The organism is Verrucomicrobiota bacterium, from assembly GCA_021294815.2.
GTDB lineage: Bacteria > Verrucomicrobiota > Verrucomicrobiia > Opitutales > LL51 > LL51.
The window spans coordinates 317,209-341,149 of record CP095464.1; the positions used below are offsets into that span (position 1 = coordinate 317,209).

Below are 23,941 nucleotides of genomic sequence, written 5' to 3' on the forward strand. Positions count from 1 at the left end.
TTTTTTCTTACACCGATGTATTCTGAAATCGTACGCCCTGTCGATTATTTTCAGTTCCATTGATCTTTTTTTAAAAATGACTAGATAAGGCTACCGGATGAACATTTTAATGACGGGCGCCGCAGGCTATATTGCTACACACTGTGCAAAGCGGCTACGTTCCGCAGAACATACGCTCTTTGGGATCGATTTTTTTCCAATTTCCGATCTAACCTTATTTGAAAAAACATACCGCGGGGATGCAGGAAATCAATTTCTTCTGAAACAAATTTTTCAGGACCATGGTATTGAATGTATCCTCTATGCCTCCGGCTCCAACGACTTTCCCAACTGGGCTCAAGATCCCGCGAAGCTCTACAGCAACGATCTCTTTGGACTGCTGTTTTTACTCGCCGCGGCTGCCGAAAAGAACGTCAAAAAATTTGTCTATCTCTCAACGACTCAAGTCTATGCACCTTCCGCACACATACGCGCCCGAGAAGATCTAACACCCTATCCCTCGACAACCTTTGGCAAGGTCAAATACGCGGCCGAATCGATGATTTCCGCATTTGCCGAAGCCCACGGATTACGGTATGTTATTCTCCGGCTCGGCGATGTTTTAGGAGCCAATCCGATGGCCCCCGCAAGTGCTTTAGGTCATCCCCTCTTGAGTCGTCTCTTTCAATCAAAACCGATTTACGATCGCCCGTATGCATTTGTGCACGTGGAAGATGTCGTTCAAGCGATCATGCTCGCACTTGCTTCACTCAATCATAAAGAGCACAGCATTTACAATATCACTGCTCCAGACGTCACTCCCTGCCCGGAGTTTCTTGAAAAGGTAGCGACCGTTCTGCATCAATCTCTCGCTGAAGTCAAAAAAGTTCCCAACAATCATGCACCGACACGCATCGACACCTACCGTGCGCAACGTGAGCTCAATTGGCACTTGCAATACCCCGATCTCGACTACATGATCAGTTCGACTTCAGACTGGCTTCAACACCATGGGAAACGTTAAGTGCTACATCTTCCTCCTCAATACACACGGGCACCACTGGGCGACCACACTCACCGATCTTTTAGAAATCCTCAACCTACCGCCCCTACTCCATGTTGCCAATATAGATGATTTTCAACAAAACAATACGGAGCTGAACTTTTTCCCCTGGGACGATTTTCCACAAGACGGTGAAACACCGGTAACATTTCTAGTCTCCGCGGAAGCGCACTTAGCGGAACAGATGCATGCACTCTTCCGATTCCATCAACGGTATGGGTTTGACGTACTCCGAAGCATTTCTGTCCTCGATGCACCCTTCTTTGAAAATATACACAGCAATCTCTGCGATGCGATGGCTCATTTTGCGGATCTCCTCCTCATCGACGAATCAGAAGTTTTTTTGAAAAACGTTGTCCAAGCCCTGATGGATCAGTGTAAGAAGAAAAAATGCTATCCATTGACGATCCAACGTCTCTCGAAGCATAAAATCGGAGATCTGAGTGGACTTTTTGATCCGCAACCGCGTCGGATGGCGCTCATCTTTGATGATCTCGACCCCATTGATTTCATCGACGAAGAACAAGTTGACCGAGCGCCCTTTACAATCCCCTCACTCGATCAACGCGATCCCTATCTCCAGCAAAACGAACAAGGGCACTACGTGAATCGTATCGAATCACTCGAACGAGTTTAAGATTGCCATTTTCTTCGGATTCAATTGGTTACCGCGACAACGGGGCGTAGCTCAGCCTGGCAGAGCGCATGTTTTGGGTACATGAGGTCATCGGTTCGAACCCGGTCGCCCCGACCATACACGTGGACGTGTAATTTCTAAAACCTCGTAGGTCTTGTGGCTCACTTCATTTAAGAAACGGCTTTGTTGCAGCGGAATCGGAAAGCGTGTTTTCTTCTGATCCACAACCACTTGACTGGGAACGCATAGATAAAGCTCTCGTTTCGCACGCGTCACCGCTACATAAAATAATCGCCGCTCTTCGCCGAGGTCATCTGCCTCAATAGAACGTTTAAGTGGAAAGCTATTTTCATTAAGATTGAGCACAAAAACCGCCCCAAACTCAAGCCCCTTCGCCTGGTGAATCGTACTTAATCGAAGCGTTGGCAGTGCCTCCTCACCCGTCTCATTAGATTCGGACTGTAAGAGCGTTACCTGTTGAATGAGTTCCGATAGATCCTGAAATTTATTACAAAAGACCGAAAACCCCGAAAGATCATCACACCGCGTCTGCCAATTCGAATACGTCTTTTGGAGATAATCCATATATTCCCCATCTAAGATAAAATCGATCATCTGACCGATGTTCTCAAAGGGTTCGACGATTGGCGCTTTGACTTCATTTTTTTGCGCAGCATACACAAAGAGATCTTCGGGTAAGGGAGCGGGTGGATCATCGGGACGAAATGCCGTCGATCCCTGGTAGAGGCCCGTTAAAACCCTCCGTAGCGGCCACCAAAATTCGAGCGCTGTCGGCGGTATTTTAGCAATTACCTCAGCATCATCAAAAAGCTCAAAGATGTTTTTCTTTGTCGCTTCGGCCCGAGCATGGAACGTCCATAAAAGCCGCTCGGCAGTCTTTTCGCCTACACGTGGGAATCGACACAATAAACGGATAAAAGCACGCGCGTCATTAGGATTCACTACAAAGCGCAAAAACGCTAAAACGTCTTTCACATGCGCTTGCTCGAAAAAGCGTATACCGCTCGTAATTGTGTAAGGAATGTTGTTTCTCGAAAGCTCTATCTGAAGCTCCATCGACTGGTAGTGCGCACGGTAAAGCACCGCAATGTCGGAAAGTGAATAGCCCTCCCCTTGTAAACCCATAATGCGTTTAATAATAAAGCTCGCTTGTTGACGTGCATCAAGCACCGAAACGAGCCAAGGCCGATGAAAACTCGCTTTCGTCGAACGGAGAATTTTGGTGTATTCGAATTTTTCTGAAACTGGAATCTCGTTGGCAAGCGCTAAAATTTCCGGCGTACTGCGGTAATTGGTTTGGATTTTGGTGACTTTCGTCTGGCGATATTTTTTAGAAAATTCCGTGATGCTGCGAATATCCGCCCCACGCCAGGTATAAATGCATTGCGCATCATCGCCAACCGCAAACAGTTGTTCGTCGCGCGCCATTAAATCGACCATCTTGAGCTGAATCGGATTTGTATCCTGGTACTCATCGACAAGAATATGCTGAAATTGATGGCTATACTGCATCGCGATCTCGGGATCGTCGTTCAAAATCTGCACAAACCGACATAGGAGATCGTCGTAATCGAATACGTTCTGCTCTTCTTTAATCGCTTGGTAACGGTCAACGAACTGGTTTAAAACACCGGCGTGATCGATCATATACGGATGGCGCTCTTCAATGACATAGTTGATGGAACGCATCGAATTACGGGCATAGCTGACGATTTCAAAGAGTACGCGGCCCGTCGGGTTATTTTTGTTCTTCGAAAACTCCGGCGCGACATCACGAATCGCTTCATTAAAAAGTGCGAGCGCGTCGTCCTCATCCAGGATTGCAAAATTCGGATGCTCGAGATGCCTCCTCAACAGCCGTTGGCAAATATGATGAAATGTCCCACCATAAAAAAGGACACTTTCAACGCCCGTTAGCGCTTCGACACGCTGGAGCATTTCCCGGGCCGCTTTATTGGTAAACGTCAATAAAAGGATATTTTCAGGAGCAACGCCCTGTGAGAGCAACCACGCTACGCGATAAGTCAACGTACGCGTTTTCCCGGTACCGGCACCAGCCAAAATGAGGTTTGTCGGACTTCTAGAAATAACGGCCTCGTATTGCTCGGCATTGAGCTCTTCTTGAAACGCGATCGCCATTTTTTTAAAACAAACGCCCCTTATTGGCTTTGGCAACGCTTATCGAATATCCCAACATACGGTTCGCTTTTTCGACCTGCCCCGCCTGGAGACTTTCACGGATCGCCGAGCTACTGACGCGTTGTCCATCCATCATGATAAATGACTGAATATGGACCGTCATCTCCACTGCATTTTGCCGCAAAGCGTAGGCACTACCATAATTACCTGCACCAAAGTGAAAATCCTCTCCAACAGAAACTCCACAGATCTTGGGGAATTTTTTTCTTAATAATGCAAGAAACTGATCTGCCGGCGTCTGACTAAAAGCCATATCGAACTGCTGCTCGATCAAAAAATCGACCCCAGTGAGCATAATGCGCTCCTTTTTTTGTTCCGGCGTCAAAATCATCGTTTTCGGTCGGCCAACAATGACGGACGGATGCGGTGTAAACGTATAAACAGCTGAATGCGCCCCCAATTCCTCGGCAACATTCTTGGCGGCTCGGATGACCGCCTGATGCCCCAGGTGGATCCCATCAAATGCACCAATCGCCAGTACGATGGGTTCATCGATGACCCGTTCATCGCCTGCTGTCCGCAAATGCCGCATTACAAAATATCCGTAATCGGCAAAAGCAGTGGCTCAATCGATATTCGGTCGAGTTCCAATAGTTCCGTGAGCGACGTTGCCTGATCAATCGAAAAATTTCCCGTCTGCGTCCGCCGTAACTGCAAAAGGTACGCGCCGCAACCGAGTTTTTTCCCGAAATCATGCGCTAAAGTCCGTACATAAGTGCCTTTCGAACAGAGGATATCAAATGCAACATGCGGCAACGCAATTTTGGTAATCTCAAATTCATCAATGCGAACGGAACAGGGCTTACGCTCAACTTCATGTCCTTGTCGCGCTAGTAAATAAAGCGGTTTTCCATGACACTTCTTAGCGGAAAACATCGGCGGTAATTGTTGCTGCTCCCCTAAAAACGTTTCTGCTGTAGCCGTGATGGCCTCATCCGTAACATCGACCTCGCGTGTCTCAATGACCTCCCCCTCAGCATCATAAGTATCCGTTGTAACACCTAAACAAAACGTCCCCGTGTAGCGTTTATCCTGGTTGGTCACGTATTGCGAAATTTTGGTCGCATTCCCTACCAGTAAAATTAGAAGGCCCGTCGCGAGGGGATCCAACGTCCCGGCATGGCCAATTTTTTTAACGCCAAGATGGTGGCGCATTTTTGCTACAACATCATGTGACGTCCAGCCTTCCGGTTTGTCGACAAGTAAAATGCCATTCATGCGCCGCTCTTAGAGAACAATTCCAAGTGCCGTTGCAACGCATTTATAAAAACTTTTTCGAAGTCATCATACGTGCTATTCACTGTAAAGGCCGCCGCACAAGCATGTCCGCCCCCATGAAATTCTCCTGCTAAGATGTCTAACCGCAATTCGGGCTCATCGGTTCGAAGACTAAAACGCGTCCTCCCCTCGCGCGTATAAGCAATGATCGCAATCCGCACTCCCGCAATAGAACGGGGGTAATTGACAAACCCTTCGGTATCATCGGCCGTCGTTCCCGTCGCACAGTAATCCTCCTCGGTGATGTTACCGGTACACACCGTTCCATCGAGATAAAAGCGCATCGATGCTAAGAAACGCTGCAGCAGTGCGAACTTTGCTCGTGGCTCATTCTGGTAAATACGAACAAAAATTTCATGCGGATCCGCGCCCGCAGACGCCAATCGCGACGCAAGATAAAGTGTGAGCGCTGTCGTCGAAGCGTAGCTGAACTTTCCCGTATCGGTGACAATGCCGACATAAAGCGCTTGGGCCACACGTGGAGGCAATTCCCAATGCTGCTGGTCACAAAAATCGGCTAAAATCTCGCACGTCGCCGATGCTTCGGGGAACAGAAAATTTTCTTTTGCAAAAGCCTCTCCCGAAATATGGTGATCCACCGATAGCACAACAGAACGTATCTTTTTGGCGAAATCTCCGCCGCGCGACTTCGCACCGCAGTCCACAAAAACATACGCGTCCGCACACATATCTTCAGGACGCATAAACGTTAGATCTTCTGTAAGCCAGCGGAGATTTTCGGCAATATAATCATCCGATAGACCCAATAATGGGACAGCGCCACAACCTTCCAACACCTCATGCAATAAAATCTGGGCACCAAGACAATCGCCGTCAGGTCTGAGGTGGCCTAAAATCCCAACACGTTTATTTTTTAAAGCACGACAGGCCTCGAAAAAGCGTGCCGCGCCCTCAAATCTCTCTGTTTCTATCATGCCTTTGCAACGAGGTCCTCCAGCGTCCGAATATCCGTACAAAACTTCCGAATCCCCTCCGATAACTTTTCCGTCGCCATCGCATTTTCATTCATACGCAGGCGGAATTCGCTTTCCGTGAGGTGGATTTTCGATAGCGCACCCGTGTTTTTTGAAATATCCGACAGATTTCCCTCCATCTGCGACAACTCTTGTAAAAATTTCGGGCTAATCGTCAACAAATCACACCCGGACAAAGCGGTAATTTCATCGATATTACGGAAACTAGCCGCCATCACCTCCGTCTTGTAACCAAAATGCTTGTAGTATTGATAAATCTGCCGAACGGAAGCAACCCCAGGATCCTCTTTTTGATCGGGATCGTGCAACTGGTACCAATCTAAAATCCGTCCAACAAAGGGCGAAATCAGCGTTACTCCGGCCTCTGCGCATGCTACGGCTTGTTCGAGAGCAAAAATCAACGTCATGTTACAGTGGATTCCCTGTTGCTCCAGTATTTCCGCTGCCCGGATACCTTCCCAAGTTGCAGCGATTTTAATCAAGACACGTGATCGATCGATGCCGTGTTGCTCGTAAAGTTCCATTAAATGTTGTGCGCGCGCAACCGTTGCCTCTGTATCAAAAGATAAATGCGCATCGACCTCCGTTGAAACTCGTCCGGGGATAATCTCTAAAATCTCGCCACCAATCGTGACCAATAATTCATCAACCGCCCTTAAAACACGCGGATCATTTCGAGCAACAGATCCGATATGTTTGAGTAACTCCGGTCGCGATAAAACAGATTTTAAAATAATTGAAGGATTGGTTGTCGCATCACGCGGCTGAAACTGGCGGATCGCGTCGAGATCTCCAGTATCGGCAACCACAATCGATCGTTGGCGCAACGCTTCTAGTAAGCTCATAGATTTTTCTTAAAGCACACGGGGCGAAAGACAAACACGAAAAATCCGGAGGTCTTGCGAACTCCGGACAAAATGTTTTTCAATTGCTTGCTACTCGCCAATCTGAAAACGCGTAAAGCGACCGACCTGGATATTTTCTCCAATGACCGCAACCAACGAAGCAATCGTCTCTTGAACGGTTTTGTCTTGGTCTTTAATGAAGGGTTGCTCCAGTAAACAAACCTGTTGAAACCACTTATCCAATTTTCCTTCGACGATGCGATCGATCGCATTCTGCGGTTTACCCGCTGCTTGTGCCGCTGCAATTTCACGTTCTTTGTCGAGAATCTCTGACGGTACTTCTTCGCGGCTTACATATAACGGACTCGAAGCCGCAATGTGCATGCAAATATCCTTTGCGAGGCTCTGGAACTCAGAATTCTTGGCGACAAAATCCGTCTCACAGCGGAGCTCTAATAAAACACCGATACGACCTCCTGCATGAATATAAGACTCGATAATTCCTTCAGTTGCTTCACGACCTGCCTTTTTAGCCGCTGTCGCAATGCCCTTTTTCTTGAGAATCGTTACCGCCTCCTCAAAGTCACCGTTCGCTTCAACAAGCGCCTGTTTGCAATCTACAAAACCTGCGCCAGTACTAGAACGCAAGTCACTCACCATCTTTGCCGTTACTTCTACCATTTTTGAACTCTTTGATTATTTTTCTACTTCCTTTGCGGCTTCCGGCTCCTCGATCTTTTCCGCCGCACGCGCTAAGCTGGCATCCATCGATACGTTGCCCGGTGATGTCTCTTCCGATACGATTTTTTTCCGCTTCTTTGCTTCTGATTGCTTACTCTCATAGGTAGATTGGCCTGCGCGAATCGCCTCCGCAATGGTGTCGAGAATAAGCCGAATCGATTTAACCGAATCGTCGTTTGAAGGGATCACATGCGTGACCATCGACGGATCAGAATTGGTATCGACCATCGCGATAACAGGAATATTCAGGCGGTGCGCCTCCGCTACCGCGATATCCTCATAATTGACATCGACCACAAAGAGCGCATCAGGTAACTCGTTTACATCGAGCATACCTTCGAAACCGCGGTGCATCCGTACCATTTGATGTCGGATTACAGATGCCTCTTTTTTTAACATTGTCGCTAACGTTCCATCGGCTTCCATCGCTAAAAATCGACGATATTTATTGAGACTCCGACGAACGGTTTCGAAATTCGTCAGACATCCACCAAGCCAGCGATTCACACAAAACGGCATTTCTAACGATGTCGCAATTTCGCGTACAACCTCTTGCGCCTGCTTTTTTGTTGCGACGAATAAAACCTTTTGCCCCTTGCTTGCTAAGGTCTCGAGAAACGCACACGCCTCGCCGAGTAATTTATGTGTCTTTTCGAGGTCAATAATCGAAATACCCCCGCGATGGTCATAAATAAAGTTCTTTGACTTCGAATTCCACCGCCGCTTCTGGTGCCCTAAATGGACCCCCGCCTCGAATAAATCATTAATCGTAACGTTCATATTCTAAAAAAACTCCGTACCCCCGACGCCTTTGAGCGCCCACGGCCTAGGATAATGTTTAACTGTGAAGGGGGACTTTTTCGATTTTTACGACGTCGTCAAGTGATTTTAAAATCTTTTCGTGGACCATCTGTATTTGTTCCGATGGCGTCGAAGCGCCCGCAGCAATGCCAATATTTTTGTACAAATTCCAACGGATACCCTCAATTTCATCCGGCGACTCGACCCACCACAGCTGTGCGACATGATGCTGAAGATTTTCAAATAAACGTCGCGTATTGGCTGAATGTCGACCACCAATTACAACCGCCGCATCGCAGGCATAGAGCGACTGCAACCCTTGTTGGCGCAATTTTGTCGCTGGACAGATGGTGTTTACGATTTCGATATCCGTGGATTTTTGACGACATAGTAACGCTGCTTCCCCGAATAACTGTGGATCAAACGTCGATTGACAGAGCAAAGCATAGCGTTGCCCTTCCTTTAAATCGATAGCCGATAATGTTTGGATATCGCTACAAACCGTGATGTTTTTAGCGAAACTTGTCACACCGATCACCTCAGCATGATTCGGGTCGCCGAGAAAAAGAATGTGATGGTCCGGGCGTGCGACAATTTCATGGACGATGTTTTGGACAAATGGACAGGTCGCATCGACGATTTGACAGCCTAAATGACACAGTTGTTCTCGGCGTTTCTGTGTAATGCCATGCGCCCGAATCACAACAACGTCGTCCGCATGGAGTTCGCCACATATCTGCGGTAACACTTGAACACCTTGTCGAAAAAGATCTTCATTGACGGCTGTGTTATGGACCAACTCGCCCTCCAGAAAGATGCGTTTTTTAGGGATTTTGTGTAAGAGAGCCTGCACTTTGGCAATAGCGGCATGCACACCGGCACAAAATCCCGAATGAGGTGCAACGATTATACGTGGTGTCTTATCCATTCCAATCGTCATAATCCCCGAAGGGCCGAACGATTAAATTCGGATCGATTCGCTTTGCCATGCCGATCAATGTCTTGCCGGGACCACATTGATAGAACTCTAAAACGCCTAGAGAAGCCGCGGTCTGCATGCATTGCCACCACAACACGGGCGATACAATCTGTTGGACCAGTAGGGATTTTATATGTGACACGTCCTCAATAACCTGCCCTGTTACATTACTGATCACGGGCCATTGCATGGGATTAAATTCTAGCGGCTCGAGAAATTCCTTAAAGGGCGGACACGCAGATGCCATCAGCGAACTATGGAATGCTCCTGCAACGTTAAGAGGAATCGCACGTCCTCCGGTTAACTCGGATGCTCGTAAAACGGCAGTATCCACACGGTCTTTTTCGCCGGAAATCACAATCTGTCCGGGGCAATTGACATTGGACATTTCAACACCGGTGGCTTGGCAAAGTGCCTGAACTTGGTCGACCGATACTCCCAAGATGGAGGCCATGCCGCCACATGTGCGTTCACACGCCTCTTGGATGAGCGCTCCACGTTTTTGTGCGATACAGACACCGGTCGCGAAATCGTAGACGCCCGCTACGGCAAGTGCCACGAGCGAACCAATACTCAGTCCCGCAGAACCGGCAACCGTTGTGTCTTGGAGTAGTAACTGGAGGACCTTAGCAGCCACGAAACCGTGCACAAAGAGTGCGGGCTGACAGTAACGGCTATCCGTCAATTGTTCGAGTGGACCATCTGCACAAAGTTTTTCGAGATCATAGCCCAAAATCGTGCTCGCTTCGGCATAGCGTTCACGAACCCACGGGTCATGTTCACAGAGCGATTGCCCCATCCCGATACACTGCGTTCCCTGGCCAGGGAACAGTAAACCGATCTTTCGCATGAATTATGCGTAACCAAAATCGACTGGCGCGTCCACCATAAAAAAGAGGCGCCCCGAAGAGCACCCCTCTGCACCATGAAAAAGATTCTTATGGAAATTCCTAGCGCTTCGAGAACTGGAAACGTTTGCGCGCCCCCGGCTGTCCCGGTTTCTTACGCTCTTTTTTACGACCATCTCGTGTTAAGTGACCTGCTTTCTTTAGGGAAGAACGGAAGTTGAGGTCCATCACACAAAGCGCACGCGCAACACCAAGACGAATCGCGCCCGCTTGGCCTAAAACACCACCCCCAAAGACATTGACACGAATATCAACCTTCCCCGCCATACTGGCCGTATGGAGTGGAGAGAGTGCAATCTTCTGAACTTCGTCTTGGGCACAGTAATCACTAAATTCTTTCTCGTTAATGGAAATTCGACCCGTTCCCGGTGAAAGACGTACACGTGCAACGGCCGTCTTCCGACGTCCTGTTCCTAAAAACTCTACAATCTGCTCCATGGTTATTCGATGATCATTGGCTTGGGTTGCTGAGCCGCATGCGGATGCTCGGATCCCGCATAAACTTTTAACTTACGTATCATAGCACGTGCAAGACGATTCCGCTGTAGCATACCTTTAACCGCATGCTCGATAATAAATTCGGGACGATGCGCACGCATCTTTTCGACACTCTCATAGCGTTCATTACCGAGATACTGCGAGTAAAACATATATTGTTTTTGCGTCTCTTTTTTACCCGTTAGCTTGACTTTGTCGGCATTGACAACAACGACGAAATCGCCCGTATCGACATGCGGCGTAAAGGTGGGCTTATCTTTACCGCGTAGGGCATCCGCAACCTTTACCGCGAGCTTACCGAGTACGACCCCAGACGCATCGACGATTCTCCATGCGCGTTGCTGTACTGCTTCATTTTGGACCAAAGTCGTTTTCATTCGTGATGAACGCCGCCAACCTAGGTCGATCGCACCGCTTGTCAAACCTTTTCCCGAAAAAATCCTTGCGAAAATAATCCGCTTTTTCGTACTCGCCCCATGCCGGATTCGACTCAGATTTACCCTATTCCCAACGTACACAATGTCGTTCACGTCCAACCGACGATTCGGAATCCCAAAATTATTGTTGGAGATTTTACGTATTTTAGCGACCCGGATTTCGAGCAACACGTCACACACCACTACGACTTTTCAACTGATCGACTAATTATCGGAAAATTCTGCCAACTTGGCCAAGGAATTGAGTTTGTGATGAACAGTGCGAACCACCAGATGAACGCTGTTTCGACATTTCCCTTTTTTATTTTTCCGGAATGGGAACAACAACCGCCTGCACCCGATAACTTTCCCTACAAAGGTGATACAATTGTGGGTAATGATGTTTGGATTGGGCAAAATGTTACGATTCTACCAGGTGTTCATATTGGGGATGGTGCGATTATTGGTCTCAACAGCACGGTAACACGCCATGTACCACCTTATACCATTGTCGGCGGAAATCCCGCACGGGAGATTCGGAAGCGCTTTGACGATGAACTGATTCAACTATTACTGGAATATCGTTGGTGGGATTTACCGGTTAAAGAAATTAAAAAAATCGCTCCTCAGTTATCCAATCCCGATCTCGATACGATGAAGCAGTTTTTAAAAAACGCACTGCATAAACGTAACGCCTAAGCTGCAGGCGGACAAACTAGACGCGTTCCGAGCCAGAGGAAGATGAGAATCGTCACCGGTTCAACAAGCGCGGTTAAAATAATCGCAGAACTATTAGCCGGGTCGAGCTTGAGCTTTTTCAGCGCAATTGGAACAAAAGCGCCTAAAATACCGGCAAAAACAACTGTAATGACGAGTGCTAAAAAGACGAGTAACCCCATCATCCCGTCTTTCGTCCAAATCACTGCTACAATCGCTGCAACCGCTCCAATGATAATACCATTTAAGAGACCCTTAATCGCCTCCTTAGCGTAAATTTGTTTAATATCCGAAGGTAAGAGTTCCCCTAAGGCAAGCGCTCGGATGGAAACCGCTAACGATTGAGAACCTGCATTATCGCTCAGAACCGTCACAAGATTTAAAAAGGCCGCCAAGAGCGCTGCTTCGGCAATCCGATCTGAAAAATCCGAAATAATTCCCGTACTCACGAGGGATAAAAAGAGATTCGCAATGAGCCAGGGAGCCCGTTTCGTTACACTGTACCAAACGCTATCCGTTACATGTTCGTCACCACCCGCACCACAGAGCTTTTGCATATCTGAGGTCGCAGCTTCATGGAGAATATCAATAACGTCGTCGTGAGTAATAATACCGAGAAGGCGCCCCTGATTGTCCACAACAGGTAGAATCTGTGCGTGACTCTCGGTCATCGCGAGCGCAACGTCCTGCTTCGATTCATCAGGCTTACAAATTCCCGGAATATCGCGCTCCATAATATCGGCAACGCGCTGTTGAGATTTCGCCCAAATGAGATTTCGAACGGTTGTACTGCCGACGAGACACCGGTGTTGATCGACAACAAAAAGCTGGTCCGTATTTTCCGTCTCATTCTTTTCCCGCCGCACATACTGGATCGCATCGTCAACCGTCATCGTATCCCGAATCGTCGTCACATAAGGCGTCATGACCCCACCTGCGGTATTGGGATCATAACACATCAGGTCGCGGATGGTATCGGCAAAGTCCTTGGGTAATTTACTGAGGAGGCGTTCGCGATCTTTAATTTCGACGTTCAGTAAAAGATCAACCGCATCGTCAGGCTCTAATTCTTGAAGGATTTTAACCGCCCGATGATCCCGCATCTCCGTCAGAATTTCTGCGGAGTCGCATGGCATCATTTCCGCTAAGACTTCCGATGCATCCGACGATGAGAGTTTTTTGAGTAAAAACTGCTGGTCCTCTGGCGAAAGACGTTCGAGAAAACACCCGACCTCGTAGGGCGATGTATTGGAAAGCTTGATCGGATCAATCTGATCGAGCGCACCGTCCGCAAAAACCATCAGCTCCTCGAGCGAATACTGCGCGAGTTTTCGGGCGGCGGCGTGGCTGTGAATAGCGTTAGGCATGGCGGCTCATCGGCGTTACAGTCTCTAGCGCGATACAAACTTTATTTTCAAAGACAACTTTATTTTGAAAATTCGATCACCGCTGAAACTGTATTCTTGAGACGCTAATTGCCGGCACGCCAGCGCGCACCGGTCCCCGATGCTGATAATATGAGGGGTGACTGATCCTCACCGACAATCGATCTAAAATCCCCGCTTCCGCAGCTAATCCATACGTCGGAATCAAAAAGCTCGCGCAGGTTGTGGGTATAATCGCTCTGATCGGGGCGTAAAAATGATACCGGTTGGTTGCCATCGTACCACGTCACATGTCCGTCGGCATAGGCAACAAATCCGCCCTCGGAGCCATACACTCCATACTTTGCATCCCAGAGACCATTTTCCTTGAGACCTCGCGTAAAAGCAATTGGTAGAGTTTCCCGCGGACGATTCGGATTCACGCCCTGAATAAGGCCATAGCTCAATACCTCATTGTGGTTGGTACAGAGCGCATTATCGACTCGCTCCCAAGGCCGCGCATAGTATTCATTTCCTTGGACATCGACATAACCAATGATATCCGAAGTCAACGGCGAAGCATACTTATCCCCCGAGGAACAATACACATTAGCGTCGTTTAAAATACTCCCGCGCTTCGAGCCATCAAGCCCCGCTAAAATCGCCGCGAACTCTACCCGATCGTTACACCCCGTGTACGGCGGCATCATCCCCCGGCTTTCCGAAAATATCTGCCAGGCTTCGGCGATCTTTTTTAAATTCGCCATGTCCTGCGTCTTACGTGCTTTGGTACGAATCGACTGAAAGCCTGGTAACGCAAGCGCTATCAGGACGCCGAGGATCGAAATCACAAAAACGATCTCAATCAATGTAAATGCACGTCGCCTTCCCTTTTGGCCCATCACAACTCAGCTTACGCTTTCCCTAGAGAACGCAATGCAATTTGCTTTACTCGGTAGAGAATTTTTCAAGTAAAGACGTCGGTCATGAGCGAACCCAATGAAATTACCCATACGAGCGACGTTTATGCCGTTCGCAAACACAAATTATCCCAGCTGCGCGCCGACGGCTACGATCCTTTTCAGCAGAACTGTACGCAAGACGCGACAAGTGCCCAGGTACTTCAATCCTATGAAGAAGGCTCTGAAAAACTATTTTCTGTTGCGGGGAGGATTGTTGTTTTTCGAGCGATGGGGAAAGCGACATTCACTAAGTTACTCGATCGAGATGGGTTGGTACAGGTCTATGTTTCACAAAATGATCTGGGTGAAGCCGCCTATCAATCATTCAAAAAGCTCGATATTGGGGATATCATTGGTGTAACAGGTCCTCTTTTTAAAACCAACACAGGTGAAATTACCGTTCGCGCAAAATCCTATACGCTCGTCAGTAAATCACTCCGACCTCTTCCCGAAAAATGGCATGGACTCGTCAATGATGATCAGATTTATCGCCAGCGCTATCTCGATCTCATCGTCAATCCAGAATCGCGGAAACGTGCCTTTCAACGTACGAAAATCGTTCAAAAAATTCGGGAATTTCTCTGGAACCGTGACTTTGTAGAAGTCGAAACCCCGATGCTCAGTGCAATCGCAGGGGGTGCTGCGGCTAAACCGTTTATGACACATATGAATGCGCTCGATCACGACTTTTATTTAAGAATCGCACCAGAACTGTACTTGAAACGTATGCTCGTAGCTGGCTTCGATCGCGTATTTGAGATGGGTCGAATGTTTCGCAATGAAGGTCTGTCACGCCGACACAACCCCGAGTTTACCATGCTCGAACTCTATCAGGCCTATTCCGATCATTTGGGGATGATGGAACTCGTCAAAAGTCTCATCCTTCATCTCTGTGATACGGTGCTCGGTTCCCGGGTGATCACGCGTTACGACGGTCTACAAATCGATCTCGACGGGGAGTGGAAGCAAGCCAATTATTGCGATCTCGTTATGGATGCGCTCAACGACCCCAATTGGTTCTCAAAATCACGAGAAGAGAAGCTCGCCATCTGTGCGGAACGGGCTATCGAAGTTTCACCTGAAGCAGAAGATTTTGAAGTCACAAACGCCGTCTACAGCAAACTCGTCGAACCCAATCTCATCAACCCGACATTCGTTCTGCAAATTCCCCGAGAACTCTGCCCGCTCGCAAAACTTAACCCACAGGATCCACGGTTTTTAAACGTATTTGAATTGTGTATCAACGGCCAAGAAATTGCGCCGGCATACTCAGAACAAAACGATCCCTTTGTGCAGCGAGAAATGTTTGAAGCCCAAGTCGGCGAAGAACAGCAAAATCTCGATAATGATTTCTTGACCGCTCTCGAATACGGTATGCCACCCGCTGGCGGTATGGGAATCGGCATCGATCGCCTGGTCATTCTCCTCACCGGTGCAGAAAGCATCCGCGATACCATTCTTTATCCTACGCTTAAACCGCTTCAGGAATAATTCCTTCGAGCGTCGAAATCGAAGCACTCGTAATTTGGACCGGTATAACCTGGCCTATGAGTGCTTGAGGCCCCTCAAAAATGACCTTTTTATGTTCAGGCGTCCGCCCTTCGAGACGATCTTGCCCCCGGCGTGCCGGCTTTTCAACGAGCACTTGATAAGTTTTACCCACCATCGCCCGGTGGTACGCGCGGGAATATTGTTCGAGCTTTTGCTGTAAAATTTGGTGTCGTGCCTCTTTAACACTTTGCTCCACTTGATCCTTGAGGGTTTCCGCAACTGTCCCAGGACGAATACTGTACTTAAAGAGATAGGCCATATCGAAACGCACTGCATCGAAGGTCTCACAGGTTTGCTGAAAATCTTCCTTGGTCTCCCCGGGAAACCCAACAATAATATCCGTCGAAATCGAAATCGTCGGAACGCGTTCTCGCAACGCCTCAACAATCGCTAAAAATGAACGCTGCGTATACGGCCGTCGCATCGTACGGAGAATTTTATCCGAACCACTCTGTAGTGGTAGATGTACGTAAGGACAAAGCTTCGAAAGATCCCGATAGGCATCGATCAGGTCCTCGCGAAAACCCTGTGGATGCGGCGACGTAAAACGAATGCGCTCAATTCCCGCAATTTCCTGTACACCTTCTAAGAGCTGTACAAACGGACTTTTCCCACGTCCAACAGATCCACCGTAATGATTGACAATCTGCCCCAAAAGCGTCACCTCCTTTGCCCCACGCTCCGCAAGCCATCGAATTTCCTGAAGAATCTCCTCCTTCGGACGGTACCGCTCTGGCCCACGTGTTTTCGGCACAATGCAGTACGCGCAATGCATATTACACCCCTGCATAATCGAAACATACGCCGATATGGGAACGTGCTCCGGATCGTGGGCTTGTACAAATACCGCATCAATCTCGCCATAATCCGTTTCGACAAAGCGTTGCTCCGGATGACGCTTTAGTTCCGCTAAGAGCTCCGGAACCTTTGCGATATTACTCGGCCCCACAATTAAACGTACTTGAGGAATTTTCTTCAATAAGGAAGCACCTAAGTTTTGTGCCATACAACCTAAAATCCCAATCACCGGCGCACGTGCTGTACGCCCAAGGAGATTCGATTTCCCAATGGCCTTGAGCTCCGACTGCTCGCGAACACTACAAGTATTCAGTAAAATAATAGCCGCATCGGTCTCCCGATCGACGAGTTGATACCCCGCTTGCCGTAAGACAGCCGCTAGCGCTTCCGACTCACGTTCATTCATCTGACAGCCGTACGTCTTGATGTAGACCGTTTGCTCCATATGGCGACCGTGCGATAATTCCCACACAGGTAAAACAAAAATTCCTGGCGTTCCTGCCGAGACTCGAACTCGAATTTTCGGTTCCGGAGACCGATGTTCTATCCATTGAACTACAGGAACTTACCCACTTGAGCGTGCGAAGTTTCCCGGCTAGTCAACGGTAATATTGCGCTTGCCGGAGGATTCCACGCGCCTTTATTATTTTTATGCAACGTCGGGTGACACGTCCGGTTCGAATTGGGAATTTTGTGATTGGAGAAAACAATCCGATCCTCGTCCAATCGATGACCAATACGCCAACGGAAGATGTTGCAGCTACAGTCCGCCAAATTCACCAGTTAGTTGACGCGGGATGCGAGATTGTTCGCATTGCGGTTCCAAACCTAAATTCAGTTAAGGCATTAGCTGAAATTCGCAAGCGATCCGCCAACATTCCATTGGTCGCCGATGTTCACTTTTCCCCGACTATCGCCCTCGCTTGCCTCCCCTTTGTCGACAAAGTACGAATCAATCCTGGTAATTTTCATCCGAATCGCGATGTTCTTAAAAAATTATTTACTCGAGCAAAACAGGAAGCAAAAGCAATAAGACTGGGGGCTAATTGGGGATCGATTGATCGCACGCTGATCGCCCAATGGGGACACTCCCCTGAGACGGTTTATCAGAGTTTTTTGCCCTTTCTAGAAGCCGCGCACGAAATTGATTTTCAGAACATCGTTCTGTCGTTTAAAGCCAGTAACGTTCCGATGACCGTGACCATTATTCGTCAGCTGGTTGAAAAGCTGGATGCAACGGATTACGACTTTCCATTCCATCTCGGTGTCACCGAAGCGGGCAATGGCGTTATGGGCCGAATCAAGGGGGCGATCGGGATTGGCGGCTTACTGTTGGATGGAATCGGTGACACATTACGCGTCTCCTTAACCGAAGATCCGGTTCAAGAAATCGCGGTTGCTTACGATATTCTCCAGGCGACACAACGACGTATTTCACAAACGGAATATATCGCATGTCCGAGCTGTAGCAGGACTTCTTTCGATATCCAACGTGTTTTAAGCGAACTCAAAGCACAAACAGCAACGCTTCAAGGGATTAAAATTGCCATTATGGGTTGCGTTGTCAACGGACTTGGCGAGCTCGCGGACGCGGACTTTGGTTGCGTTGGCGCTGGCCCCGGTCATGTCAACCTTTACGCCCATGGACAGTGTGTGAAGACAAATATTGCTGAAGCCGATGCCGTAGGGGAACTTCTATCGCTCATCGCCACACATGAATAAATCAGGCAATCCGCTTGACAAACGATACCGTACCGGAAAGCTCTCCGGATGCGTTTCTCGTTATCCATCCCAGAAATCGAGGCAATTGTAAACCCAATCCGCACCGACGGTTTGTTTGATGGCAAAATTACGGCAATCGCCGGACTCTCCGAGGCCCAACCTGGTGAACTATCATTTCTCGGCAATCCGAAATATGCCCACGAAGTCGAAACATCATGTGCCTCAGTTTTATTACTGCCTGCAAGCTTTGCCTATACGCCGAAAAAAGATCAACGAGTCCTCTTCTGCCAGGATGCTTCCGTAGCGCTTGCAAAAATTTGTCACGCATTGGAACTTCAAAGCTCGAAACACGAACCTGGGATTCATCCGACGGCGGTGATTCATCCAACGGCAATTCTCGGAGAAGACGTTGCAATCGGTCCTAACGTTGTTGTCGAAGCCGAAGTTCATATTGGCAGTCATGTCACAATTGGTGCAGGTTGCTTCATCGGCGAGAGAACTATGATCAATGAACACTCGCGACTATTTCCAAATGTAAGCATCATGCCCGATACTGTTCTCGGTAAACGCGTTACGATCCACTCGGGTGCCGTCATCGGATCCGATGGCTTTGGTTTTGCACCCATTGCTGGAAAGTGGGAAAAAATTCCACAAATCGGCAACGTGATCTGCGAAGATGATACCGACATTGGCGCTAACACAACAATCGACCGTGCGCGCTTCGCCTCAACGATTATCGGTCAAGGCACGAAGATTGACAACCTCGTTCAAATCGCCCATAATGTCAAAATCGGGAAACACTGCGTCATCGTTTCTCAAGTTGGAATTGCCGGCAGCACAACACTCGGCGACCACGTCGTTGTTGGAGGCCAGGTCGGCATCGCAGGCCATCTTCATATCGCCGATGGCACCCAAATCGGCGCACAGTCTGGTGTCGCGCAAGACACAGAAAAAGATTCTAAATTGCTCGGCTCTCCGGCAACAGACTTCAAAAGTGCTCTCAAACAATTCGCCTGTATCGCCCGACTTCCAAAGGCATTCGATCAGCTCAAAAAAATTCTCAAAAAGTAAAAACGAGATCGATATTCTGTTAAGACTTTTTGTTTGAACTCCGAGGTTTTGGTGGCTTTGGGGTTGTTTTTGTTTGAATAGTCGCCTTCTTCTGAGTCGTAGTCGGTGAAGCTTTTTCATCGGCTACAAAAGAACGCCATTGGACCTTTCTGAGAAGATTCTCGTGCGCGCGTTCTTCCTGTTCGCGAGCTCTTTTGGGATCTTCAGGTTTCCGAAATTGCTTCGGCATCGGGATATAGCTGCGCCCAATAACCCAAGACAAATTGTCTACCTTTTGTTTAGCTTTATCCCGAACCTGAGATATAGTCGCAAGTTTGGGTACAACGGTTCTTTCAATATCTGAAATAACTCCAACGGCGTTGTAGCGCTCCAGTCCTCGTCGGCTAATATGGGGAAAAACTTGAGCCAACACATCGAACATACGCCACAGATCTACGCTTTCCATTTTGATTTTAGATTTACACATTGATATAAGTACATTATGCGTATTCTTCATTGCCTCTAATATTTCTCCCGGCTGCGCGTTTTCTAATCGCCCGAGGCTCTGACCTAAGGGGCTAACCTCGCGATCGCGCTCCGAAGCTGTCCGGGGATTTCCCTTTCTATCTCCCCTTCTAGTTGCGCAACTCGCGCTGGGCTTAACGCCCGCGGACTTCTTGCGACTTCCACCGCCTGCGTCTGCATCGCAAATCATTCCTATGAGCGCAACTACGACTGCCGCAATCTTTCGTAAGACTTTCTGACTCATTATTGTCCGTAGGCAATCAGTGTTTTTCCTAAAAAGCAAGATCTTTTTCGAAAAATCATTCAAATTTATATCGACGTTACAAAGATGCTAAAAAAATCACGGACCTTTTCTTCAAAATACACCAGAGGCACTCCATTGAGAGTGCCCAATGGAGTACTGAATATCAGAAGTTACCTCTCAAATTTCAGAGGCCTTAGATACACAGCTTTTTCTCATTGCACGAGCCTGGCGTGTTTTTCCGAGAATTTTTCCCGTCACCGTACATCGGACTCGATAAGACAGTCCAGAGCAACGCATCTGATTTTTCCTCAGCGCTCTGTTGATCTTCTGGATTTTGGATTTTAGCGGTTATAATCCTCCCAATTTTCAGAACGATCGTGCTCGCTTCCCAACGTCTATTGTAAGGAATACACTTGTACGCTTGAGGGAGTGCATCGAAAATCTTCATCGCGCTTTCGCTATCAACTTCTGGCGCCAAAAGCAGCACGAAATATATTTTCTCCAACGTTTCTTGCATTGTTTTCCGTTGTGGCTCCTCGAGCTGCTGAATGCACCACTGAATATCAAGGACACGCTTTGAGGAATGATTTTTCCGGATCGAAGCGCTTTGACGGTTCTTCTCAGACATACGGGCCCTACTACTATTCCGATCTCTGACCTTTACTAATGGGATCTGTCCCTCAGAATTGACACCGCTGGCTTCAACAATAGGGAAACTCGCCATTATTGTCAAAACTGATAAAGTGATTTCTTTTAAAACCCTGTTTTTCATATCGTTCGGTAGCTAAGCAGCCATTTTGTCAGATTGCAAGAACTTTTTTGAAAAAAATTTTAACTCACACCCAACTCAACGTCATGAAAAAAATTTCCTCTTCCATTTTCAATAAATACCATAAAATAAAAACAACATCCTCGAATGGATGCCGTGATTGATAGTCGTAAAAAACTATATTCTATCGATACCGATTAAGCCTCACGATAGTGGGCATATCTCACGATTCCGGACACAAATCTCGGATTTTCGTATAATCATCACCTAGTCTCAGGCTCTGATCTTCAGAAATAGCATCCAGCATTTCTCGGATATCACTTTTTAGGATCTTTAAGGTAGTCCCCGCCGTGAAAACAAACTTTGGTCGATCTAAATAATTGAACACCTTGAAACAACGCTTAAAGAATGTTCGAAAACTTCCGTCTTCAATCTCAACTCCCTTTCGCTGTGCTATATCTAAAGTACTGAGCAGTTTCTGACGCACATCTTCGTACCAATGAGATTGGGAAACAGCGGATTTCAAAAACTTTCCTCCAAACTCCTCAAAAAGAGTGCTCAGCTCTTCACGCGCGTCTTCTGTATCATCTACGGAGTCATTGTCATCCCTTATTGCTTTTTTGAGGTCCACATAGCAATTGCTTATGCACGTTCTTTGATTCTCCGATAAATCACCTCGTGTGGACAATCTTTGCATTCTATTATACAGTCCTCCTAAGGCACTTTCATCAAATGCAATACCAAGCTTTTCCGCCGTACGGATAGTCCAAAATATTGGATCCCTAACGTCATGGCACCCTTCCTTGCGAACTTTAATTACATCATTATCTTCACATATATCAGGATGTATCAAAACAAACTCTAAAAACTTCTTCACACGCTTCATGAGGAACGCTGTCCACTCTTCTTTATTATTGACTTGCACTAAAGCATTCGGAGCTTCCTCAATCTCCCTGGGACTTAACTCCGTCCCGTGCTCCTTGAGATAGCTTTCTTCCAACAAATCAAGCTTCTCCCCTAACAACTCTTTTTGCTCTTCTGTCAACCCCTCTCTGCTACTCAATGCATCAATTAAAGCACGAATCTTTTTGGAATTCTCCCCATTGATCGTAAACCCATCCCCCATTACATTTCGCAATTGGCAATAAGTATCCCGTATCGAGCCTGCCGCTGAATTCACATTAAATGCATATTGGTCAGACGTATCGGTGACGATTATTGCGACATCATAGAACTTCTGTATGTTTTCACCCAGTATTGCGTTCAACTCTTCTATGAGATTTTGCCTATCATCAGTTTCATTGAAACTCGCTTGATCCGAGACATCCCCCACTTCGGGTCCGCTTGCGCTGAGTACGAATGGAACGCTCGCAAACAGCGTCATCGCGATCATTTTTATAATATTCTGTTTCTTCATCATATTTTTCCTTTTCGAAAAAATCACCGGCAGGGAATCATACATTTTATCAATTTGCAAGACTTTTTTGCTCGATTATGCTGCTCATAATCACCTGCCAAAGCAGAAGAACGTTTGTCACTGGGATACGATTTTGGGATTGGAATCCTAGGGCACATCGCTTGCCTATTAGATGATGATCGCCCTGGGTCTTATTTGCGGAAGTTTGCTGGTGGTGGTCGCGTTGTGGGCGTATGGTCGAGAGGAAATCTTGTTGAAGACGGTAGAGGAGCTCCGGCGGCGATATAATGATGTACTCGCGGCGAAATCAGTTATCGAGGGGAAATTGGCGGTTCTGGAGGCACAATTTCAACAAAAACAGCGGGAATTTACGGAGCTCTTTGAGCGGTATCAGCAGCTATTAGCGGAAAAAGTCGCATTAACGACCGCGCGGGATGAGATCGAAAACCACCGCGCACAGATGAAGCTCGAACTCTCTAAACTTTCACAGGAAATTCTCGAGGCTAAGCGCCAAAAGTTTTCCGAAGAGACGCAGAAAGAAGTGGGCCATCTCGTCGCCGATCTCCAACAGGAGTTTACCGCTTTCAAAAACGAAATCTTTTCGCCCGAGACAAAGTCTCGTATCGAGCTCTCAACCCATTTGCAATCGCTGTTGTCAAATCTCGAAAAAATGCATACGGAAACAACGCAACTCACCAATGCCCTACGGAGTAATTCTAAAACGCAGGGCGATTGGGGAGAGGTACAGCTCGAAAACCTCCTGGAACAAGCGGGGCTCTCTGAAGAACACGGTGACTATATTAAACAAGGGAAGGGTCTTAATCTACACCTCGAGGAGGGCGCGGCGAAGCCCGATTTTCTCGTTAAACTTCCCAAATCGCAGTGGATTTTGATCGATGCTAAGGTGTCTCTTTCGGCCTACGAACGCATGGTTAACGCCGAAGATTCTCAAGAACGAGAACGCCAGTTAGCACTGCATATCCATTCGCTTCAAAAACATATCGATGAGGTCGCAAAGTATCACAATATCCAAAATGCGATCGATATTTGCCCGTTTTTGTTGATGTTCATCCCCATCGAAGGCGCCTATACGGCCGCGCTTGCGAGCCATCAAGGGACTCAGAAAATCGCGGAGTACGCACGACAGAAAAACGTGATTATCGTTTATCCATCGACCTTATTTTTGACACTACGGTTAATCCAAGCGATCTGGCAGGTCGAAAAACAAAATCTCAATGCCCAGGAGATTGCGGAGCGCGGCGGTCGGCTCTATGATAAATTTTGCGGGCTGTTGGATGAGTTGCGCTCGCTTTACGGGCTCTTTCATCGCGTTCATGAGCAGTTTGAGAGCGCGGTCTTACCCAAAATCAACGGTCGCGGCGGTCTATTATCGCAGTGCGATGAGTTGCAGAAACTGGGCGTTAAGAGTAAAAAGACCCTTAAAAATTTTTCAGAGGAATAA

At 47.7% G+C, this 23,941-nt stretch carries 24 protein-coding genes and 2 tRNA genes; 8 read left to right on the forward strand and 18 right to left on the reverse strand.

All coding sequences use genetic code 11. The annotated features are described in order from the left end of the window. Nucleotides 1-97 precede the first annotated feature (97 nt). The 3 genes from LW808_001500 (at nucleotide 98) to LW808_001510 (ending at nucleotide 1,796) form a co-directional block, all read left to right on the forward strand. On the forward strand, nucleotides 98-1,003 hold the full coding sequence (locus tag LW808_001500) for an NAD(P)-dependent oxidoreductase (protein ID UPA28726.1): 906 nt from the start codon (nucleotides 98-100) through the stop codon (nucleotides 1,001-1,003). Next, nucleotides 990-1,679, forward strand: coding sequence for a hypothetical protein (locus LW808_001505; GenBank protein UPA28727.1), 690 nt, complete (start codon nucleotides 990-992; stop codon nucleotides 1,677-1,679). Before LW808_001500 ends, LW808_001505 begins: the two co-directional genes overlap by 14 nt. Nucleotides 1,680-1,719: 40 nt before the next feature. Then, nucleotides 1,720-1,796, forward strand: a tRNA-Pro gene (locus LW808_001510). Here the strand turns inward: LW808_001510 and LW808_001515 are convergent. The 11 genes from LW808_001515 to rplM all read right to left on the reverse strand — a co-directional run bounded on the left by LW808_001515 (nucleotide 1,767) and on the right by rplM (nucleotide 11,321). Further along, nucleotides 1,767-3,839, reverse strand: a complete 2,073-nt coding sequence (locus tag LW808_001515) for an ATP-dependent helicase (protein ID UPA28728.1) — start codon at nucleotides 3,837-3,839, stop codon at nucleotides 1,767-1,769. The two genes, LW808_001510 and LW808_001515, sit on opposite strands and share 30 nt — an antisense overlap. A gap of 4 nt (nucleotides 3,840-3,843) precedes the next feature. Beyond that, nucleotides 3,844-4,431, reverse strand: coding sequence for an adenylyltransferase/cytidyltransferase family protein (locus tag LW808_001520; protein ID UPA28729.1), 588 nt, complete (start codon nucleotides 4,429-4,431; stop codon nucleotides 3,844-3,846). Further along, nucleotides 4,431-5,117: a tRNA pseudouridine(55) synthase TruB gene (gene truB, locus LW808_001525; GenBank protein ID UPA28730.1), complete on the reverse strand. Its 687-nt coding sequence runs from the start codon at nucleotides 5,115-5,117 to the stop codon at nucleotides 4,431-4,433. Before truB ends, LW808_001520 begins: the two co-directional genes overlap by 1 nt. Then, nucleotides 5,114-6,112 (reverse strand): bifunctional oligoribonuclease/PAP phosphatase NrnA, encoded by a 999-nt coding sequence (locus tag LW808_001530; GenBank protein ID UPA28731.1) that lies wholly within the window; start codon nucleotides 6,110-6,112, stop codon nucleotides 5,114-5,116. The genes truB and LW808_001530 overlap by 4 nt, the downstream gene beginning before the upstream one ends. After that, nucleotides 6,109-7,017 carry a transaldolase gene (gene tal / locus LW808_001535; GenBank protein UPA28732.1) on the reverse strand — a complete coding sequence of 303 codons (909 nt, stop codon included), beginning with the start codon at nucleotides 7,015-7,017 and terminating at the stop codon, nucleotides 6,109-6,111. Before tal ends, LW808_001530 begins: the two co-directional genes overlap by 4 nt. A 90-nt stretch (nucleotides 7,018-7,107) precedes the next feature. Continuing rightward, the gene (tsf, locus tag LW808_001540; protein UPA28733.1) at nucleotides 7,108-7,698 is read right to left on the reverse strand and encodes a translation elongation factor Ts; all 591 of its coding nucleotides are present in this window, start codon (nucleotides 7,696-7,698) and stop codon (nucleotides 7,108-7,110) included. A 15-nt stretch (nucleotides 7,699-7,713) separates the two neighbouring features. Further along, nucleotides 7,714-8,538 carry a 30S ribosomal protein S2 gene (gene rpsB, locus LW808_001545; protein ID UPA28734.1) on the reverse strand — a complete coding sequence of 275 codons (825 nt, stop codon included), beginning with the start codon at nucleotides 8,536-8,538 and terminating at the stop codon, nucleotides 7,714-7,716. Between the two features lie 58 nt (nucleotides 8,539-8,596). After that, nucleotides 8,597-9,499, reverse strand: a complete 903-nt coding sequence (gene ispH / locus LW808_001550) for a 4-hydroxy-3-methylbut-2-enyl diphosphate reductase (protein ID UPA28735.1) — start codon at nucleotides 9,497-9,499, stop codon at nucleotides 8,597-8,599. After that, a complete protein-coding gene (gene fabD, locus LW808_001555) occupies nucleotides 9,480-10,388 on the reverse strand; it encodes an ACP S-malonyltransferase (GenBank protein ID UPA28736.1) in 909 nt (302 codons plus the stop codon). Before fabD ends, ispH begins: the two co-directional genes overlap by 20 nt. Before the next feature lie 100 nt (nucleotides 10,389-10,488). Continuing rightward, the gene (gene rpsI / locus LW808_001560) at nucleotides 10,489-10,884 is read right to left on the reverse strand and encodes a 30S ribosomal protein S9 (GenBank protein ID UPA28737.1); all 396 of its coding nucleotides are present in this window, start codon (nucleotides 10,882-10,884) and stop codon (nucleotides 10,489-10,491) included. Between the two features lie 2 nt (nucleotides 10,885-10,886). Further along, nucleotides 10,887-11,321, reverse strand: a complete 435-nt coding sequence (gene rplM, locus LW808_001565; protein ID UPA28738.1) for a 50S ribosomal protein L13 — start codon at nucleotides 11,319-11,321, stop codon at nucleotides 10,887-10,889. Between the two features lie 99 nt (nucleotides 11,322-11,420). Between rplM and LW808_001570 the strand changes: the two genes are divergently transcribed. Beyond that, complete coding sequence (locus tag LW808_001570) at nucleotides 11,421-12,059, forward strand: CatB-related O-acetyltransferase (protein UPA28739.1); 639 nt, start codon at nucleotides 11,421-11,423, stop codon at nucleotides 12,057-12,059. On the opposite strand, the gene mgtE is transcribed toward LW808_001570, so the two are convergent. Next, nucleotides 12,056-13,444 carry a magnesium transporter gene (mgtE, locus tag LW808_001575; protein ID UPA28740.1) on the reverse strand — a complete coding sequence of 463 codons (1,389 nt, stop codon included), beginning with the start codon at nucleotides 13,442-13,444 and terminating at the stop codon, nucleotides 12,056-12,058. The two genes, LW808_001570 and mgtE, sit on opposite strands and share 4 nt — an antisense overlap. A 104-nt stretch (nucleotides 13,445-13,548) precedes the next feature. Next, nucleotides 13,549-14,343, reverse strand: a complete 795-nt coding sequence (locus LW808_001580; GenBank protein ID UPA28838.1) for a type II secretion system GspH family protein — start codon at nucleotides 14,341-14,343, stop codon at nucleotides 13,549-13,551. Between the two features lie 84 nt (nucleotides 14,344-14,427). On the opposite strand from LW808_001580, the gene lysS reads away from it, so the two are divergent. Then, complete coding sequence (gene lysS, locus LW808_001585) at nucleotides 14,428-15,894, forward strand: lysine--tRNA ligase (GenBank protein ID UPA28741.1); 1,467 nt, start codon at nucleotides 14,428-14,430, stop codon at nucleotides 15,892-15,894. On the opposite strand, the gene miaB is transcribed toward lysS, so the two are convergent. After that, nucleotides 15,875-17,197: a tRNA (N6-isopentenyl adenosine(37)-C2)-methylthiotransferase MiaB gene (gene miaB, locus LW808_001590; GenBank protein UPA28742.1), complete on the reverse strand. Its 1,323-nt coding sequence runs from the start codon at nucleotides 17,195-17,197 to the stop codon at nucleotides 15,875-15,877. The genes lysS and miaB overlap by 20 nt on opposite strands. 45 nt (nucleotides 17,198-17,242) lie before the next feature. After that, nucleotides 17,243-17,317, reverse strand: a tRNA-Arg gene (locus LW808_001595). A gap of 86 nt (nucleotides 17,318-17,403) precedes the next feature. On the opposite strand from LW808_001595, the gene ispG reads away from it, so the two are divergent. After that, nucleotides 17,404-18,474, forward strand: a complete 1,071-nt coding sequence (ispG, locus tag LW808_001600) for a (E)-4-hydroxy-3-methylbut-2-enyl-diphosphate synthase (GenBank protein ID UPA28743.1) — start codon at nucleotides 17,404-17,406, stop codon at nucleotides 18,472-18,474. A gap of 48 nt (nucleotides 18,475-18,522) precedes the next feature. Beyond that, on the forward strand, nucleotides 18,523-19,545 hold the full coding sequence (gene lpxD, locus LW808_001605; protein UPA28744.1) for a UDP-3-O-(3-hydroxymyristoyl)glucosamine N-acyltransferase: 1,023 nt from the start codon (nucleotides 18,523-18,525) through the stop codon (nucleotides 19,543-19,545). 19 nt (nucleotides 19,546-19,564) lie between these two features. On the opposite strand, the gene LW808_001610 is transcribed toward lpxD, so the two are convergent. The 3 genes from LW808_001610 to LW808_001620 form a co-directional block, all read right to left on the reverse strand. Beyond that, on the reverse strand, nucleotides 19,565-20,293 hold the full coding sequence (locus tag LW808_001610) for a hypothetical protein (GenBank protein UPA28745.1): 729 nt from the start codon (nucleotides 20,291-20,293) through the stop codon (nucleotides 19,565-19,567). A 193-nt stretch (nucleotides 20,294-20,486) separates the two neighbouring features. Continuing rightward, nucleotides 20,487-21,065, reverse strand: a complete 579-nt coding sequence (locus LW808_001615) for a hypothetical protein (GenBank protein UPA28746.1) — start codon at nucleotides 21,063-21,065, stop codon at nucleotides 20,487-20,489. Between the two features lie 220 nt (nucleotides 21,066-21,285). After that, nucleotides 21,286-22,524 carry a hypothetical protein gene (locus LW808_001620; protein UPA28747.1) on the reverse strand — a complete coding sequence of 413 codons (1,239 nt, stop codon included), beginning with the start codon at nucleotides 22,522-22,524 and terminating at the stop codon, nucleotides 21,286-21,288. Nucleotides 22,525-22,651: 127 nt separating this feature from the next. On the opposite strand from LW808_001620, the gene rmuC reads away from it, so the two are divergent. Next, nucleotides 22,652-23,941, forward strand: coding sequence for a DNA recombination protein RmuC (gene rmuC / locus LW808_001625; protein UPA28748.1), 1,290 nt, complete (start codon nucleotides 22,652-22,654; stop codon nucleotides 23,939-23,941).